At 41.5% G+C, this 17,832-nt stretch carries 14 protein-coding genes; 12 read left to right on the top strand and 2 right to left on the bottom strand.

The window, feature by feature from the left end; translation table 11 throughout:
- The first annotated feature begins 7 nt into the window (after window positions 1-7).
- Together DW981_RS05445 and scpB are read left to right on the top strand one after the other, a co-directional pair.
- Window positions 8-799, top strand: a complete 792-nt coding sequence (locus tag DW981_RS05445) for a segregation/condensation protein A (RefSeq protein WP_022025139.1) — start codon at window positions 8-10, stop codon at window positions 797-799.
- 41 nt (window positions 800-840) lie between these two features.
- Window positions 841-1,410, top strand: a complete 570-nt coding sequence (gene scpB, locus DW981_RS05450) for an SMC-Scp complex subunit ScpB (protein ID WP_022025140.1) — start codon at window positions 841-843, stop codon at window positions 1,408-1,410.
- Window positions 1,411-1,529: 119 nt separating this feature from the next.
- On the opposite strand, the gene DW981_RS05455 is transcribed toward scpB, so the two are convergent.
- Entirely contained in the window at window positions 1,530-2,153 is a 624-nt protein-coding gene (locus DW981_RS05455; protein WP_022025141.1) for a DUF1836 domain-containing protein, read from the bottom strand.
- A 143-nt stretch (window positions 2,154-2,296) separates the two neighbouring features.
- Here DW981_RS05455 and DW981_RS05460 point away from each other — a divergent pair, with 143 nt between their 5' ends.
- The 9 genes from DW981_RS05460 to DW981_RS05500 all read left to right on the top strand — a co-directional run bounded on the left by DW981_RS05460 (window position 2,297) and on the right by DW981_RS05500 (window position 13,846).
- Entirely contained in the window at window positions 2,297-2,632 is a 336-nt protein-coding gene (locus DW981_RS05460) for a YabP/YqfC family sporulation protein (RefSeq protein ID WP_243034662.1), read from the top strand.
- Window positions 2,633-2,809: 177 nt separating this feature from the next.
- A complete protein-coding gene (locus DW981_RS05465) occupies window positions 2,810-4,078 on the top strand; it encodes a sporulation protein YqfD (protein WP_182434146.1) in 1,269 nt (422 codons plus the stop codon).
- Window positions 4,053-5,081, top strand: a complete 1,029-nt coding sequence (locus DW981_RS05470) for a PhoH family protein (protein WP_022025144.1) — start codon at window positions 4,053-4,055, stop codon at window positions 5,079-5,081. Before DW981_RS05465 ends, DW981_RS05470 begins: the two co-directional genes overlap by 26 nt.
- 19 nt (window positions 5,082-5,100) lie before the next feature.
- Window positions 5,101-6,321, top strand: coding sequence for an HDIG domain-containing metalloprotein (locus tag DW981_RS05475; protein WP_118507032.1), 1,221 nt, complete (start codon window positions 5,101-5,103; stop codon window positions 6,319-6,321).
- A 76-nt stretch (window positions 6,322-6,397) separates the two neighbouring features.
- Window positions 6,398-6,904: an rRNA maturation RNase YbeY gene (ybeY, locus tag DW981_RS05480; protein ID WP_022025146.1), complete on the top strand. Its 507-nt coding sequence runs from the start codon at window positions 6,398-6,400 to the stop codon at window positions 6,902-6,904.
- 18 nt (window positions 6,905-6,922) lie between these two features.
- Window positions 6,923-8,566: a polysaccharide biosynthesis protein gene (locus tag DW981_RS05485; protein WP_118507033.1), complete on the top strand. Its 1,644-nt coding sequence runs from the start codon at window positions 6,923-6,925 to the stop codon at window positions 8,564-8,566.
- Between the two features lie 22 nt (window positions 8,567-8,588).
- The gene (locus tag DW981_RS05490) at window positions 8,589-11,789 is read left to right on the top strand and encodes a DEAD/DEAH box helicase (RefSeq protein WP_118507034.1); all 3,201 of its coding nucleotides are present in this window, start codon (window positions 8,589-8,591) and stop codon (window positions 11,787-11,789) included.
- A 128-nt stretch (window positions 11,790-11,917) separates the two neighbouring features.
- Window positions 11,918-12,265 (top strand): 50S ribosomal protein L19, encoded by a 348-nt coding sequence (rplS, locus tag DW981_RS05495; RefSeq protein ID WP_022025149.1) that lies wholly within the window; start codon window positions 11,918-11,920, stop codon window positions 12,263-12,265.
- Window positions 12,266-12,508: 243 nt separating this feature from the next.
- Window positions 12,509-13,846, top strand: coding sequence for a VanW family protein (locus DW981_RS05500; RefSeq protein WP_118507035.1), 1,338 nt, complete (start codon window positions 12,509-12,511; stop codon window positions 13,844-13,846).
- Between the two features lie 216 nt (window positions 13,847-14,062).
- Here the strand turns inward: DW981_RS05500 and arcC are convergent, their stop codons facing one another.
- Window positions 14,063-14,998, bottom strand: coding sequence for a carbamate kinase (gene arcC, locus DW981_RS05505; RefSeq protein ID WP_118507036.1), 936 nt, complete (start codon window positions 14,996-14,998; stop codon window positions 14,063-14,065).
- Window positions 14,999-15,607: 609 nt separating this feature from the next.
- Between arcC and DW981_RS05510 the strand changes: the two genes are divergently transcribed.
- On the top strand, window positions 15,608-17,716 hold the full coding sequence (locus tag DW981_RS05510) for a glutamine synthetase III (protein ID WP_118507037.1): 2,109 nt from the start codon (window positions 15,608-15,610) through the stop codon (window positions 17,714-17,716).
- The last annotated feature ends 116 nt before the right edge of the window (window positions 17,717-17,832 follow it).

A 17,832-nucleotide genomic window follows, 5' to 3' on the forward strand; every position in this document is an offset into this window, starting at 1 on the left:
AGTGGCGATGGATTCCAGTGTGATTTCGGTAAAGTTAGATGCGTTTGACGGACCGCTAGACTTGTTACTGCATCTGATTGAAAAAAATAAAATAGATATTTTTGACATTCCGATCGTGCAGATCACGGAGCAATATTTGGAGATCATCGCACAAATGGATCGCAAGGACATGGATGTTATGAGCGATTTTTTGGTGATGGCGGCAACGCTGTTAAAGATAAAGTCCAAAATGCTTCTTCCGGTAGAGGTGACCGAGGAGGGTGAGCCGGAAGATCCCCGTGCGGAATTGGTAGAGCGCTTGTTAGAGTACAAGACATATAAGTATGCGTCTTATGAGTTAAAGGATAAGCAGATGGATGCAGCAAGATTGCTGTTCAAAGAATCTACGATCCCCGCAGAAATTGCAGACATCAAAGAAGAAGTCAATGTTGAAGAATTGTTGTCAGATGTTACATTGGCAAAATTGCAGACAATTTTTCATTCTGTGATGAAGAAACAAGTCGATAAGATCGATCCGATCCGAAGTAAGTTTGGTAAGATTGAGAAAGAATCTGTTACACTGGCGGATCGTATGCTGTTTATCGAAGAGTATGCAATGCTTCATCAAAAATTTTCGTTTCGCCAGATGCTAGAAAGCCAGCCAAGCAAGACGATGATCATTGTAAGCTTTTTGGGAATTTTGGAATTGATGAAAGTCGGCAAATTAAAGATCGTTCAGGAAAATATCTTTGATGATATTTATATAACTTATGACAATACCGTAAAATACGAGGGAGAGATCATTCCTTCCAGTGAGTAGTGATCGTAAGCGGATAGAGTGAGAAAGGAGGTCCGTTTGGTGTGAAACTTTCGGAGCTAGAAGCTAAAATAGAGGCTATTCTCTTTACAATGGGAGAGGCAGTAGAATTGGAAAGGATCGCAGCGGCAACAGAGCAGGATGAGGATACATGCCGCAAGGTGATCCGCAGCATGATGGATAATTATGCGGCAGAGGATCGTGGTATTCAGATCATAGAACTGGATGGTGCGTTTCAGATGTGTACGAAAGCAGATATGTATGAGGCGATCGTCCGTATTGCCCATGTTCCGAAAAAGCATGTTTTAACGGATGTATTGTTGGAAACGTTGTCGATCATCGCTTATAAGCAGCCGATCACAAAGGTGGAGATCGAACATATCCGAGGTGTGAAATCGGATCATTCGGTCAACAAATTAGTGGAGTATAATCTGGTTTGCGAAGCAGGTCGCCTGGATGCACCGGGACGACCAATCCTTTTTGCGACGACTGAGGAATTTTTGCGGAACTTTGGTATTGAGTCATTAGATGATCTTCCGGTTGTCAATCCGGAAAAGATTGAGGATTTTAAGCTGGAGGCAGAAGAAGAAGTTCAATTAGAACTTGATATTTAATGATTCAAACTTCCCATACCACATCATCTTTCTTTGTTAAGTCTCTGATGAATTGTAAAAAGACTCTGGGGAACAATGATTCAACATTGTTCCCCAGAGTCTTTTGTGATGATCAGATGTTAGTTTTTCTTTTTGCTGTTCGATTTCTTTTGATCCATCATATCTTTATCAATGATCGATTCGATCACGCTTTTCTTTACCCAAATATCAAAAGATAGTGAGCAGATAAAAGCAAAGTTGCTCAGGAGTTTCCTTTCTTCATCATCCTCAATATCCGCAAATGCCTTATTAGAGTCGCGCAGTTTGCGGATCATATCACGTACTTCAAAGTCAATATTTTCGTATTGTCGTTGAAAAATCTCTTCATAAACGGTATTTAAGTTACGACCATTTTCGGAGTGAAAAAAACGTTTTGTGATCGGTGCCAAAATGCTTTGGATATCATTGATCGACAAAAAGTTCTTAAAGTAATAGATAAACAGCAGTAACACCATATGCTCCGGAGAATATTTTTTCTTCTCCGAAGGTGGGAGAAGATTGTTCTTAGAGTAATTATTGATCATTGTCTTTGTTAGGATCTTATCATCCTCAAATCGCTTGGAGGATTTTAAGTGATCGTCCATAAAAGTTGTGATCTGATCCATATACAAATCAATGTTCGGAATCTCATCCGGCTCAATATAATCAATATTCTGAATGCTTCGCAACAGATCGATCATATCGCGGTCATATTTCTCATGCATAATTCGTGTCCTTTCCCAGCTAAAATACAAAAAGCCTATATAAGTATAGCGTATTTAAAAAGATTACGCAATGCAAACAGAGGTAACAATTTGGGACTGTTGCATAGAATATAAGGAGGAAGCAGCAGGATGGGAGAATACAGGTGACAACACTTGGAAAACGTGGGAATAGGCATAAACATCATCCGAAGGCACATGTTAAACCTGCGGATGAAGAACCAAAGATTGCGTCTGCCATTTCCAGAAAGTTTCAAATGTCGGAAGATATTATTGCCGGAGCACCATTATTAATGGGATATGGCAGAGGCAGGTTATGTATTGAAAATTATCGGAATATAATAGAGTATACGGACTCCTTGATACGGATTCAGACAAAGACAGGGCGGATCCATATTATTGGCAGAAATTTAGTCATTGCATATTTTCGGGATGACGGCATGTGTGTTGTAGGAGAAATCGGCACCATAGAATATCACTAGCCCCATTATATATACAATCCAAACTTCGCACATCAAAAGCTGCTATCGGGTCACATATTGCTTATTATGACATGATGGTTTTTGAGGTGAGAAGTTTGAATGCATGGCTGTAAGTTGTATAAGGGGCGTTTTTTGTGATATTAATTGGATGGTTTCAGTGTGGAAATGAGGGCTTTCATGGTACATAAAGTAATCGGATGGCTTGCGGGCTATGTAACAATACGGCTTCGAGATGGAGAAATTGAGCGGTTTGTTAATATGTGCAGGTATAAAGAAATTCCGCTTTGGAATGTTTATTGGGATACAAAACGTAAACACCTATATGCAGATATATCCTTAAAAAATTTTTGGAGATTGCGTCCGATCGTTCGGAAAACACATGCAGTACCCATTGTTGTAAAGCGTCACGGCGGCCCTTTTTTGCTGAGTAGCATACAGAAAAGAGCAAGTTTTTTTGCCGGGCTCATTTTGTTTCTTGCCGGAATAATATTTTTGGCAGGCAGAATATGGGGCATATCATTTGAAGGAGAACAATATCATACCGAAGAAAGTTTGCGGCGTTTTCTAAATGAGAGCGGTGTGTATATGGGAATGCCGTCAAAAGGTTTAAGCTGCACAGAGCTTGCCAAACAGATCCGAAGAAGATATCAGGATATTGGATGGGTTTCTGTTGAAAAAAAAGGAAGCTGTTTGTTTGTTCGATTGCAGGAAGTAACGTTAATGAAAGAAAAAAAAGATGCTTCTTCGGCGGCTGATCTTATCGCTGCACACGATGGTAAAGTAATCTCTATTGTCACTAGGGAGGGAACGCCGCAGGTACATGCCGGAGCAAAAGTAAAAAAAGGCGATGTTTTAATTTCAGGTAAGGTAGAAGTGATCGGAGATGGCGATGTAATTCAGAATATTCGTTTTGTACGTGCGAAAGGAACTGTGGTGATCGAGGGAAAGAAAGAATATAACAAGTATTTGAGCAAGACATACCAAAAGCACGGCCTTGAGAAACACAAAAAGAATGTGTATTGTCTTCGATATCAGCAAAATCGATTTTTTTTGCATAATCCGTTAAATCGTTTGGAAAGTGATAGGAAATATGCTATAATTACTGAGAGTGGGCAACTATGCTCAAAAGTGATACCGCGTTCTCCTTTTTATTGGGTGAAGGCATCTTATCAGGAGATGTATTCCAAAAAAATGGTGTATACGCGGAAACAGGCGAAGAAGAAACTGTTGAACCTGCATCGGGAATATATTCGCCGTCAAGAGGAAGACGGGTATCAGATTCAGGAGACAGCTCCGGAATTTCAGGTCCTTGGTAGCGGGTACAAACTGAAAGATACGGTTATATGGCGGTCTTCGCATCATAAATACCATAAAATATCAGTTTCCGAAAGGAAGAAACAGAAAGAGGAAATAAAAACAGATGGCAATTATGGAAACGCTCATTGAGATTCCGGCTGCACTCGAGGCTAATGTATTTGGTAAGCTGGATGAACACTTAAAGAAAATAGAACGTGCACTTAATGTTACGATGGTGGCAAGAGACGGTACGTTAAAACTGATCGGTGAGGCAGCGGATGTCAAGCAGGCGGAGAGCGTGCTGATGCAGCTGTTAGAGCTTGCAAGACGTGGCAATACAGTGACGGAACAAAATGTGAACTATGCGCTTGGAATGATTCTTGAGCATCGTACACCGGATTTGGTATCAATAGATTCTGATATTATCTGTCATACGATTCAGGGAAAGCCGGTGAAACCGAAAACAGCAGGACAAAAGGCGTATATTGATCTTATTCGCAAGAAAATGATCGTATTTGGCATAGGCCCTGCCGGGACCGGTAAGACATATTTGGCGATGGCGATGGCGATCGAGGCATTTAAGCGTGATGAGGTAAGTCGTATTATATTGACCAGACCGGCGATCGAAGCAGGAGAAAAACTTGGTTTTTTACCGGGGGATCTGCAAAGTAAAGTTGATCCCTATCTTCGTCCGCTTTATGATGCATTACATCAGATCATGGGTGCAGACAGTTATTTGCGCAATGTAGAGAAGGGCTTGATCGAAGTTGCGCCATTGGCATATATGCGAGGAAGAACGCTGGATAATTCCTATATTATTCTTGATGAGGCGCAAAACACGACGCCGGCGCAGATGAAAATGTTTTTAACACGTATTGGATTTGGTTCGAAGGTAATTATTACCGGTGATCTGACTCAGAAGGATCTGCCGAGCGGAACAACTTCAGGTCTGGATCAGGCGTTAGATGTACTTGGCAAGGTTGAGGACATAGGTATTGCACATATGACTAATCAGGATGTAGTACGTCATCCGCTGGTTCAGCAGATCGTTAAGGCATATGATGATTACGATAAACGTATGGAAAAACAGCGTAAAAGAAATCAGTTCAAAGAAAACCGGGGTGCTGAACATAGAAAAACCGGACACAGATAGATGAGGAGGATGGAAGAGCATGTGGCGCAGAATATACCAGCGTAAACTTCTTTTTTGGATAGGCATGTATTTGTCGATAGCATTTGGAAGTGCGTTGCAGGGCTTTACTCAACATCAACCGATCTATGTCTGGACAGCAAATGTTGTGTTTTCACTGCTTATTGTTTTTTTGTGGCACAAATTTTCCGGCTATATACAAGAAGTAAGAGGTCACAGCTTACAGGACAAGCTTATCCTGGTCTTTTTGTTTGCGCTGTCCAATGTCATGTTAGCATGCAGTGCCTGGCAGTCGTTGGGATATTTGTGGCTGCTGCCGGTCATTATGGTTTCGATCGGAAGTGGTATTGAACAGTCTGTTATTCTTTTTATTGCGCTGCTGTCGCAAAATTTGTTGCTGCACAGTGCGTCTTTCAGCGCAAGAGAGCTGTTGATCGTTACATTTTTCGGGTTTGTCTGCATATGGCTTTTATCACAAGAGCTTACCGGACGTGTGTTATCGTATGTTGGTATTTTGATGTTAGTGTTGGAAAGTGTATTACAGATATTGCGGCATCAGTTTATGCTGCCGTCAATATTGCAAGAGTTTAAGAACACTCCACAAAAGATCTTAATGGAGTATGGAAGCATAATCCTGTTGTTTCTGTTTGTGTGGTGGTATGTATTTTATCGCCAACATTCTGGAAAGATGACAGAAACAGAGTTAGCGAAGCAGCAGGAATTGAACAAAAAATTGAGCCTTATATTAGAGGCTGATTTTGGATTGTTATTGCGGCTGCAGGAATTTTCCGGACAGTTGTTTATACATTCGATGACGATCAGCAGTGTGTCAGCGCAAGCGGCCAGACATATGGGAGGAAATGTATTGTTGGCGCAGGCTGGCGGCCTATATCATGAGATTGGCAGGATTATGGGAGTTTCGAATTATATTGATGCAGGTGTTAAACTTGCGGAGGAATATGATTTCCCGAAGGAATTGACGGATATTATCAGACAGCACAGTATGCGGCATGAAAAACCAAAGTCTTTGGAAGCGGCTATTGTACTGTTTACAGACTGTATTGTGTCAACGAATGAATATTTGGAAAAAAGCGGTCAGAAGGAAGGTGTTTCTACACAGAAGCTGGTAGAAGGAATCTTTCAGAATCGTTTATCGAAAGGAACTTTATCAGAGTCCGGATTGTCACAACAACAGATTGATAAATTACAACATTTTTATATAAAGCAGTATTTTAATGGCTGATGTATTTGGCGTAAAGCAGATCAATGTGCTGCAGCACAGATGGTTCTGCAATGTTGGAAAGGAATGGAGGATAAGAATGACAATACTAATGGAGCAGGATGTCGAGAGTGATCTTCCTGTACAGTTAAATGAGGATATAGAACGGGTGATACAGCAGACGCTGTCTTTGGAACATTGCCCATATGAATGCGAAGTAAATATCACGTTTACGGATAATGATGGGATAAGGATGATCAATCGTGAGTTTCGTGAATTGGATGTGCCGACGGATGTATTATCATTTCCGATGGTGGATTATAAAGAACCGGCAGATTATGACTATTTGGAAACAGAAGAGGCACAGATCTCCTGCTTCAATCCGGAAAGCGGAGAATTATTGTTAGGAGACATTATCATATCGTTAGAACGTGCGGATGAGCAGGCAAAAGAGTATGGGCATTCCGTGCGTCGTGAGATCTGCTTTTTGGTAGCCCACAGTATGTTACATTTATTGGGATATGATCACATGGAGGATGAGGAACGACTCGTTATGGAGGCCAAACAAAAAGAGGTATTAGATACCCTTGGAATTACAAGAAATTAGGAGGAGTAAGTAAAAAACATGGAAGCGAATCAAAACAAAGCAGAAGGATTTTTGAAGCAGGGAAGTATTCTTGCAGCCGCATCAATTTTAGTTCGTTTGATCGGTATGTTTTACCGTATCCCGCTCGCAAATATTATTGGAGATGCCGGTAATGGAATCTATTCCGCAGCGTTTGAGGTATACAATATTTTATTGATCATTTCCTCTTACGGAATGCCGATGGCAGTGTCTAAGATGGTTTCGGCAAAATGCACCAAAAAAGAATACAAAGGAGCTTACCGGGTATTTCGTTACTCCATGGTCTTTTCGATTTTTTCCGGCGGATTAATGGCACTTTTTGTATTCTTTGGAGCCGGTTGGATTGAGAGAACTTTTTTCTCAAGTTTTCAGGGAATATCTATTCCACTGCGTGTGCTGGCACCGACAATTTTTGTCGTAGCTGTAATGGGTACGCTGCGTGGACTGTTTCAAGGAAAAAATACAATGCTTCCTACGGCAGTTTCACAGATATTAGAACAGATTGTCAACGCAGTGGTTAGTATTGTGGCTGCATATTATTTGATGAGTGATCACAGTGCTTCCAAAAACTTGTCAGCGTGGGGTGCTGCCGGTGGTACGGTAGGAACTCTGCTCGGTGCAGCGTCTGCTTTACTGTTTTTAGGTATGATCTATACTTTGTATCGCCCGGTTCTTCGCAGACAGGCGCGTAGGGATCGAATTACACCTAGGGAATCTGCTGCAGATTATTATAAGTTGATCCTTTGGACGGTCATTCCTATCATACTCAGCCAGACGGTATATCAGCTTAGTGGAATTATCGATGTTACAATATTTAACTTTGCGATGGAAGCCAGAGGTGTGAATGCTACCGTAATTAGTACTTTGCAAGGTATTTACAGTACAAAGTATCGTTTGTTAGTCAGTGTACCGATTGCAGTATCAACGGCAATCGCATCTTCTATGATTCCTAGTTTGGTGGCATCGGTTACGACCGGGGATCGTCGTGCGATCAAAGACAAAGTGACGATGGCGGTTAAATTTAATATGATCATTGCATTTCCATCTGCAGTTGGATTAGCAATATTGGCACAGCCGATCATACGTCTGCTGTTCCCGGCATCCGATTATGTGACAGGAGGAATGATGCTAATGACAGGATCGACGTGTATTATCTTCTATGCATTGTCAACTGTGACAAGTGGGGTGCTGCAGAGTATTGACCGGATGAATCTGCCGGTCATCCATTCTTTGATATCATTAGCAATTCATGTCGTTGTCGTGTTTACACTGCTTCGTTTTACCGGAATGGGAGCGTATGCGTTGGTATTTGGTAATGTAACTTATCCGTTAGTCGTTTGTTTCTTAAATGGCAGAAGCGTCAGCAGAAATTTAGGATTCAAACAGGAAGTAGTAAAAACATTCTGTGTCCCGTTTTTGTCTTCGGTGGTAATGGGAATACTGACGTTCGTTGTATACGAGTTGTTTTTCATTGTCAGCCATCGTATTTATGTTGCAATCGTACCTGCATTGGTTGTGGCGGTTGCAAGTTACTTTGCTTTGGTATTGAAGTTGCAGGGACTTTCCAGGTCAGAGCTTTATGAGTTCCCGATGGGACGAAAAATGTCAATCGTTGCAGATAAATTTCATTTGTTGAACGATTAGTATAGGAATGAGGGTATAATGCATGTATAAGATCACAAGAGAGGCAATTAGAAGACTTGCCACGACGGAGACTGTTTACTACCGCGGAATGCGTTATTATGCGGCGCATGCAGTGTCTGATGTGACGTGGAATGAAGCTACCAAGCAGTATCATGCATTTGTGCAAGGCAGCAATATATATGGTGTTACGATTGGATTTGGCGAAGATGAACAGATCACGCATAGCTGCAATTGTCCGGCTCATGCAAAATATCCGGGTGCCTGCAAACACGTTGTGGCTGCATTATTATTTATTGCAGATTATCAGCAGAGAGCAGATGCGTTGGAAAATCTCGGTTGGGAAGATCAAACAGCATACAAGATAATAGAATATTTCCGCAAACGGGAATATCGCAAACTGACACCGCAGTATTTTCATCTGGCACTGCAGGTTACGGTCAATGAACCGCTAAAGTCCAGACAGTCCAAGGCATTTGTTGGCCTGTACGCCGGCAGCAGCAAGATGTATAAAGTATCCAATACCAAAAAGTTTATTCAGGATTATTATAATCATAAAGAGATCCGACTAGGCAAAGAATTTCGGTATATACCGGAAGAATGTCAGTTTGAACCGACATCGGCGGCGGTTTTGGCTTATCTGACAGAAATATACGAGATTCAGGAGACATTAGGTAAGACGTATTATTCGAATCTATTTAATCGACAGGAATTGGTCGTATCACAAAATATGCTTTGCAAACTGTTACGTCTTGCAGAGGGATTACACTGTGATATAATTCTTCGGGATAAAAAGATGGAAAATATGGAGATTATGTGTTCGAATCCAAAGTTATCCATGGAACTGCAGATGGAAGATGAAGTGTTGTCTTTACATGATATGGGACAGGAGCCGATAATCTCTATTTGTGAAGATGGTTCGATCCTCTGTTATCAGGGAGGTATTTATCTGCCGGATATGGAGTTTTTAGCCAATTTGCGTCCATTTTTTACAACATTGTTTGGCAAAAAACAATCTGAATTAGAGTTTCGTGGTGAAAATATGGGCAGCTTTATCGAAAAAGTATTGCCGGTGATCAAAAAAACCATGAATATTCAAGTGCCGGAGAAGATCAAGGATCATTATATTGTGGAACAGCTCCAGCCTAAATTGTATTTTGATATAGACCGAAGCAGACAAAGACCGGTTTTAGTGGCCCGTATGATATTTGCTTATGGAGAGCATGAGGTCAATCCTTTGCAAGATGAGCATAAAGGAAGTTATATTTTAGTACGTGATCGTGAAGAAGAGGAACAGCTTTTGCGGTTGATGTATGATAAGCATTTTTCGGTGCGCAGAGAGCAGTTTGTTCTGACGAAGGAAGACGAGATATTTCAGTTGATGACGGAAGGGATGCAAGATCTATGTCGTCAGTTTGAAGTTTTTTATTCAAAAGAATATAAGGCGAATTCCATCAAGAAAGTAGGAATGCTATCGGCAGGAATCCGACTCAACACAGATATTAATTTGTTGGAAATGGATGTTGACTATGGGCATATTCCTAAGGAAGAGCTAAGAGATTTCTTCCGTTCGCTCAAATTAAAAAAGAAGTATTATCGCTTGAAAAGTGGTGCTTTTGTTAATCTGATGACAGAAGATAAGCAGATTGATGAATTGCGGGATCTGTTGTCGATAGGAGAGGTGACGGAGGATAATAAGATTGCTTTCTCGCAGACAGCTGTGATGGAGGTGGATGAGCTGCTTCCGCATACCCAGCGAATTACGAGAGATGCGGGGTATAAACAGTTATTGGAAGATCTGAAAAATCCGGATAAAACCAATTGGGAGCTGCCAAACGGTATGGAAGATATACTGCGGCCTTATCAGATAACGGGATATCGCTGGTTGTGTTCCTTGGCTCATTATGGAATGGGTGGGATTTTGGCAGATGATATGGGACTTGGTAAGACATTGCAGACAATTACCTATGTATTGGCGAATCCAGGTACCCGTACCTTGATCGTATGTCCGACTTCGCTGGCGTACAATTGGCAGGACGAGTTTTCAAAATTTGCACCGCAGATCGCCACACAGATCATTTCAGGAACACCACAGGAACGTGCAGATCTGATGCAGCAGAGTACAGATGTTCCGGTATGGATCACTACCTATCCATTGATTCGTAAGGATGTTGATCTTTACAAAGCGCAGATCTTTGATGCGTGCTTTATTGATGAGGCACAATTTATCAAAAATCCAACCTCGTTGGGCGCAAAGGCGGTAAAGGCTGTGCAGGCAAAGCATCGGTTTGCATTGACAGGTACACCGATTGAGAATACATTGTCAGAATTATGGTCAATCTTTGATTTTGTTATGCCGGGATTTTTTGGCAGATATCGACAATTTGAAGAATGTTATGAGAAGCCGATACTGCGCGATCACGATTCTGTTCAAATGCAAAAATTACGACGTAAGATCCGTCCTTTTGTGTTACGGCGTATGAAGAAAGAGGTACTTACCGAACTGCCGGATAAGATTGAAACCAGACGTATGGCAGAAATGGGCGCCAAGCAGCGTAAGATCTATGAATCGTATTTGGCACGCATTCAAATGGAGTTGGCCGGAGATGAGGAGAATACACCTGGCGGCAATCGTATGCAGGTATTAGCGGCATTGACCAGACTTCGTCAGATCTGTTGTCATCCGGCAACGTTTGCATCAAATTATCATGGTGGAAGCGGCAAGCTGGATCTGCTTATGGAGCAATTACCGGATATATTGGAGGGTGGTCACAGTGTGATCGTTTTTTCACAATTTACTTCAATGCTTTCAATTATTGCGCACGAGTTGAAACAAAGAAATATTCCGTTTTTCTATTTGGCGGGATCGACCAGCGCGCAGGAGCGTAAACGCGAGGTCAAGGAGTTTAACCGCGGTGAAGTCAAAGTGTTTTTGATCTCCTTGAAAGCGGGAGGAACCGGTTTGAATCTGACAGGAGCTGATACTGTGATCCATTTTGATCCGTGGTGGAATCCGGCAGTTGAGGATCAGGCAACGGATCGTGCATACCGCATTGGACAAAAGAAGAAAGTACAAGTGATCAAATATGTGATGAAAGATTCGATCGAGGAAAAGATCTATGAATTGCAGAAACGCAAAAAACAGCTTTCTGATCAGTTGATCCAGGCAGGGGAGAGTTTTGTAACACAGTTGACGATGGAAGAAATCAAAGAACTGTTTTTATAAAAAATATTTCTTGCAATATATTGCAGAGTGTGGTATTCTGTTGAAGTTGTGAGTAGAGATATTCCGCTGTTACGGTTGCAAAAAGCACAAAAGTATTAAGAATGTCAACATCAAAAAGGAGGTTCAACATGAACGATATTATTAAGGCGATTGAAAACGAACAGTTAAAGTCTGACATCACAGATTTTAATGTAGGTGATACCGTAAAGGTATACGCAAAGGTTATTGAGGGTTCCAGAGAGCGTATCCAGGTATACGAGGGAACTGTTCTTAAGAGACAGAACGGTGGAGCTCGCGAGACATTTACAGTTAGAAAACTTTCAAACGGTGTAGGCGTAGAGAAGACTTGGCCATTGCATTCCCCGATTATTGATAAGATCGAGGTAGTACGCAGAGGTAAAGCTAGAAGAGCAAAATTGTTCTATCTTCGTGACCGCGTTGGTAAAGCTGCTAAGGTTAAAGAGATCGTTAAATAAGTAGTTTCATAGACGGACGGACGTATTGGACAGGCGTTATGCGTTATAGCATAACGTCTGTTTTGTTTTTAACACAGACATCCGGGGCAATCCTTCAGGCATGTATACATCAGAGACATAACAAAATAAGAAATCACACAAATGTAACATTCTTGATGAATATTTGTAACATATTTATGCTAATATATACATCCGTTAGTAGAAAGTATTATATTACATCAGATATGGAGGAAGAGGATTGTTATGAAGAAGGGATATCAGATAGTAATAGGAGCAGCTATTGCTTTGGCTCTTGTTGGGGGAGGTTTTGCAGGCAGAGCGATGTATGCGGAGCATCAGAGGAATCAAGCTGCAGCAGAGCATGCAAAGCAGGAAAAACTGATGAACGATAAAGTAACTTCCCATGCAGATAAAACCTATGGAAATAAATGGATACTGGATACGGAGCTGTCCGGTAAAACGGCAGAGCAGATCACACCGCTACTCAAAGCAGTAATGCAGAAATATAGCGAACGAAAAGTGACGATCACAGTAGATGGGGAAGCACAGACGTACTCTATGAAAGACTGTAAAGAAAAGATCCGTTATGTTTGCAGTGATGGTACGAAGTTTAAGCCGGGGGAGGAAGATAAACTTGCTCAAAGGCTGATCGCAATGGACAAGGAACTTTCTGTATTGGATCAGTATGCGATCATTCAACAGGAGATGAAACCTTCTGCAGAAAAGATTACAATTGAATGTAAATCTTCTTCTAAGGGACTGAAGGCAGTACGGTCATCATTACAATCCAAGTATGTGATCCCGGTTACTAATGCACATATGAAGGCAAATGGCAAGATTACAGGTACGAAGGATGGTCAGACATTAGATTTAGATGCTATCCAAAAAGATTTGAAAACCTATTTAAATAGTAGTGAGCAGAAAGATTATGAAAATAGTTATGCGACGAGTGTTGTGAAACCGAGCTGGTATCCAAAAGATCTTAAAAAGATTAACACCGTGATTTCTTCGTTTGAGACGACATTTGTACATACGACGGATCGTGGGCATAATATTCAAGTGGGAGTATCTCGTGTCAATGGCATTTGTTTGCTGCCGGGAGAAAGCTGTTCCTTTGATGAGAGGATCCATGATAACTCGGATGGCCAGGCTTTTCGTAAAGCAAATTCGTATTTGCGGGGACAGGTAGTGCAAACGGATGGCGGTGGAATTTGTCAAATATCTACAACAGCGTACAATGCGATCCTGCGTGCCGGAATATTGCCGGCAAAGCGCTATCCGCACAGCATGCCGGTGCATTATGTGCCATTGGGGTTAGATGCGGCAATATCAGAAGGTGTTAAAGATTTAAAGATTACCAATACACTGGATGTACCGATCATGATCTATGCGAAAACGAAGAAAAATCGTTTGATCTTTGAAGTGAAATCTTATAAGAATGCACTGAAAGGGTATCAATATAAGCCGCGAGCAGTACAGCTTTCCAGTGTTAGCGCAAAAGCTTATCTGGATATCTATAAAGGAAAGAAAAAAGTGAAATCCATTTTGCTGCACACTGATAAATATCAGCAGCACAGCTAGGATTGCAAAGTCCCTTTCAATATTCTTCGATATAATAAGCGATATGTGGTTGTGAAGAATTTGAGGTATGGGAAGTTTGAGTTAGTAACTTATATTTAAAACAGGAAAACGCTATCGTGTATTATGTACGATAGCGTTTTTTTGCGTCCCATTCAAAATTCGATGACAGCTTGTCGGCTGTATGAAGTCTGAGACCGATCATGTTTATAAGTGGGATCAACAGGTGATCACAGTACCGGTTTTACCTTGAACACCGGCCAATGCAGTGTCAATGCTTGTAATGATCGATTTGCGACCATTGCCGGAAGAAGCAAAAGAAACGGCTGCTTCGACCTTAGGCAGCATTGCACCGGAAGAAAATTGATTCTCATTAATGTATTTTGTTGCATCTTCTACGCTCATTGCATCTAATGGTGTTTCTGTTGAAGTGCCATAGTTCAATGCGACTTTTTCAACACCGGTAAGTAACAATAAGATGTCTGCATCCAGACTTTCTGCTAAGCATGCGCTTGTTACATCCTTTTCGATAACAGCGCTAGCGCCCTTTAGACGTGTGCCCTGCTGCAGTACCGGAATGCCTCCGCCACCGGCAGCGATGACGATCTGCTCTGCATCCATTAATGCCTTGATTGCATCAAGCTCGTAAATTTCAATCGGACGTGGGGCAGCGATGACACGCTGATAACCTTTACCAGGAACTTCCTTTACATGATTACCTTTATCTTTTTCTTTTTTAGCCTCTGCTTCTGTCATAAAACGACCGATTTCTTTTGATGGATAGCTAAAAGCTGCATCAAATGGATCTACACGAACCTGTGTGATCAAAGTAGATACCGGTTTGTAGATGCCGCGGTTAAGCAATTCCGTGCGGATTTCATTTTGAAGATCATAGCCGATATAACCTTGACTCATTGCGCTGCAAATAGACATAGGTGCTACGGTGTTGCTTGGTTCCAAACGGCTGTACTCTGTCATTGCAGAGTGTATCATGCCGACCTGTGGACCATTGCTGTGTGTGATCACAACCTGATATTTTGCTTCGATCAGATCTGCAATTGCAGCAGCAGCGTTTTTGACAGCTTCTTTTTGTTCCGGGAATGTTTTTCCCAAGGCACTGTGACCTAATGCAACAACAATTTTTTTACTATTCATATGCAATATCTCCATTCATATTTATTTATCATTAATAATGTGATATCTTCGGTAGCTTATACCGATAGAACTGTATTTATTTTACCATGCGTCTAATGAAAATCAACAGAAAGCCATGAAAAGGGGACTGATCAAAAGGAGAGGGAGGACTGGCGATTCAGCGAGTTCAGCTTCACAAAATAAGTTAGCGCTGACAAACTGTTAAATAATATAAATGAAATGGCTGTTTGAAACTAATTTTCTAAAAAAATTAAAAAAACACTTTTCAAACCAAAAAAAGTGTGCTATAGTATCAGCAGTTGAATAAATAACAGACAAGAACAACGGCGTTCTCAAATTTATTTGGGTGCGTCTTTTTTTTTGGAAATTGGCATTACACTTTAGAATCTTAAGAAAAGATGCTAAAATGGAGTGGTAATCTGTTGATTCAACGAAGTATATAAGGTTTGTGAGACATCATAGACGTGGCTTCGGTGTCAGTTCACGTTGACAGCAGGAAATGACAACAGTGATGGACAACAAGACGGACAGCATGGTGAGTGAGCAGACATCATAAAATATACAAACCTTATTGTAAACTACATATTAATATGAAAGGAAGGTAGTAACATGGAAAACAACGTACTTGAGCAGGTTTATGGGAAAAACGTGTTCAACGATGAAGTGATGCAGGCAAAGCTTCCAAAGGATGTGTATAAATCCTGGAAGAAGACGCTGGAGAATGGTGAGGATCTGGATGTAGACATCGCCAATGTCGTTGCACATGCAATGAAGGAATGGGCACTTGAACACGGTGCAACACATTACACACATTGGTTCCAGCCGATGACAGGCGTAACTGCTGAGAAACATGATTCTTTCCTTAGTCCGGCATCTAAGAGCAGACCGGTATTGGAATTCTCAGGTAAGGAGTTAATCAAAGGTGAGCCAGATGCATCTTCATTCCCATCCGGTGGTATTCGTGCAACATTTGAGGCTAGAGGATATACAGCCTGGGATTGTACTTCACCGGCATTCTTGAAAGAGGATGCAGCAGGAGTGACTTTATGCATTCCAACAGCGTTCTGTTCTTATACAGGTGAGGCACTTGATAAGAAAACTCCACTGCTTCGTTCTATGGAGGCGATCAGCAAGCAGGCAGTTCGTATTATGAAGCTGTTTGGTTATGACGATGTCAAAAAAGTATCTTGTTCCGTTGGACCAGAGCAGGAGTATTTTTTGGTCGATAGAGAAAAATATCTGCAGCGTAAGGATTTGATCTTTAGCGGACGTACTTTATTTGGAGCACCGGCACCGAAGGGACAGGAGTTAGATGACCACTATTTTGGTACGATTAAAGAGCGTATTGCTTCCTTTATGAAAGATTTGAATGAAGAGTTATGGAAACTCGGCATTCTTGCGAAGACACAGCATAATGAGGTGGCTCCGGCACAGCACGAGATGGCACCGATCTTCACTACTGCCAATATTTCGACAGACCATAACCAGTTAGTTATGGAAATCATGAAAAAGGTAGCGAAGAGACACGGTATGGAGTGTCTGCTGCATGAGAAACCGTTTGCAGGAGTAAATGGTTCCGGTAAGCATAACAACTGGTCTATCGTAACGGATACCGGTATCAACTTGTTGGATCCGGGCAAGAAACCTCATGAGAATACTAAGTTCCTTTTGTTCTTAGCCGCAGTTATTAAAGCAGTAGATGAGAACGCAGAATTGCTTCGTCTGTCTGCTTCTAATCCGGGCAATGATCATCGACTTGGTGCTAATGAGGCACCACCGGCTATTATTTCTATCTTCTTGGGAGAACAGCTTGAAGATATTATCGAACAGATCGTGCGTGGAGATCTTTCTTCTTCCATTCATGGTACTAAACTGGATACAGGTGTTCATGTACTTCCGGTACTTCGTAAGGATGCGACAGATCGTAACCGTACATCACCATTTGCCTTCACCGGTAATAAATTTGAGTTCCGTATGTTAGGTTCTTCAATGTCAATTGCAGGTGTGAATTTCATCTTGAATACAATGGTTGCAGATGTACTTAATCAGTTCGCTGACGAATTGGAAAAGGCGGATGACTTCGATGCAGCAGTCAACGAATTGATCAAGAAAACTGTTACCGAGCATCAGAGAGTTATCTTTAACGGTGATGGATACTCGGATGAGTGGGTTGCTGAAGCAGAGAAACGTGGTCTTCCAAATGTAAAGTCTTTCGTAGAGGCAATTCCATATCTTGTTACTGATAAGACAATCTCTATGTTTGAGAGACAGGGCGTCATGACTAAGACAGAGCTTGAGTCTCGTGCAGAGATCAATTATGAGACTTATTCTAAGACGATCAATATTGAGGCAAAGACAATGATTGATATGGCTGGTAAGCAGTATATTCCGGCAGTTATCAGTTATGTAACAACTTTGGCTGATTCGATCAATAGCATCACAGCGGCTTGCGATAGTGCAGATGTTTCTGTTCAGAAAGATCTTTTGACGAGATGTTCTGCATTGCTTGCAAAGGCACAGAGTGCATTGGCTAACTTGGAAAATGTAGAGTCTCTTGCAGCTGCTAAGAGTGAGGGACAGGAGCAGGCTATGTACTTCCGTGAGGTAGTATTCCCTGCAATGACAGAACTTCGTGCACCAATTGATGAGTTGGAAATGATCGTGGATGAGGAATTCTGGCCGGTACCTACATATGGCGAGTTATTGTTTGAAGTATAAGCGTGCTTTCATATTAATATTCCCAATTAATAAATGAAAAGTGGAGGAACCTGCGTAATGCAGGTTCTTCTGCTTTTAAATAGAATCTTCGGTTGCAAAACAAGACAAAACCAAGT

Origin of the sequence: Clostridium sp. AM49-4BH (genome assembly GCF_003478335.1) — a bacterium.
GTDB lineage: Bacteria > Bacillota > Clostridia > Lachnospirales > Lachnospiraceae > Butyribacter.

Bases quoted from the DNA above. Each gene is read 5' to 3' on its own strand.
- ybeY (WP_022025146.1), top strand. From the start codon at position 6,398: ATGACAATACTAATGGAGCAGGATGTCGAGAGTGATCTTCCTGTACAG.
- DW981_RS05465 (WP_182434146.1), top strand. From the start codon at position 2,810: ATGGTACATAAAGTAATCGGATGGCTTGCGGGCTATGTAACAATACGG.
- DW981_RS05455 (WP_022025141.1), bottom strand. From the start codon at position 2,153: ATGCATGAGAAATATGACCGCGATATGATCGATCTGTTGCGAAGCATT.
- arcC (WP_118507036.1), bottom strand. From the start codon at position 14,998: ATGAATAGTAAAAAAATTGTTGTTGCATTAGGTCACAGTGCCTTGGGA.
- DW981_RS05490 (WP_118507034.1), top strand. From the start codon at position 8,589: ATGTATAAGATCACAAGAGAGGCAATTAGAAGACTTGCCACGACGGAG.
- DW981_RS05510 (WP_118507037.1), top strand. From the start codon at position 15,608: ATGGAAAACAACGTACTTGAGCAGGTTTATGGGAAAAACGTGTTCAAC.
- rplS (WP_022025149.1), top strand. From the start codon at position 11,918: ATGAACGATATTATTAAGGCGATTGAAAACGAACAGTTAAAGTCTGAC.
- DW981_RS05445 (WP_022025139.1), top strand. From the start codon at position 8: ATGGATTCCAGTGTGATTTCGGTAAAGTTAGATGCGTTTGACGGACCG.
- DW981_RS05475 (WP_118507032.1), top strand. From the start codon at position 5,101: ATGTGGCGCAGAATATACCAGCGTAAACTTCTTTTTTGGATAGGCATG.
- DW981_RS05485 (WP_118507033.1), top strand. From the start codon at position 6,923: ATGGAAGCGAATCAAAACAAAGCAGAAGGATTTTTGAAGCAGGGAAGT.
- DW981_RS05470 (WP_022025144.1), top strand. From the start codon at position 4,053: ATGGCAATTATGGAAACGCTCATTGAGATTCCGGCTGCACTCGAGGCT.
- DW981_RS05500 (WP_118507035.1), top strand. From the start codon at position 12,509: ATGAAGAAGGGATATCAGATAGTAATAGGAGCAGCTATTGCTTTGGCT.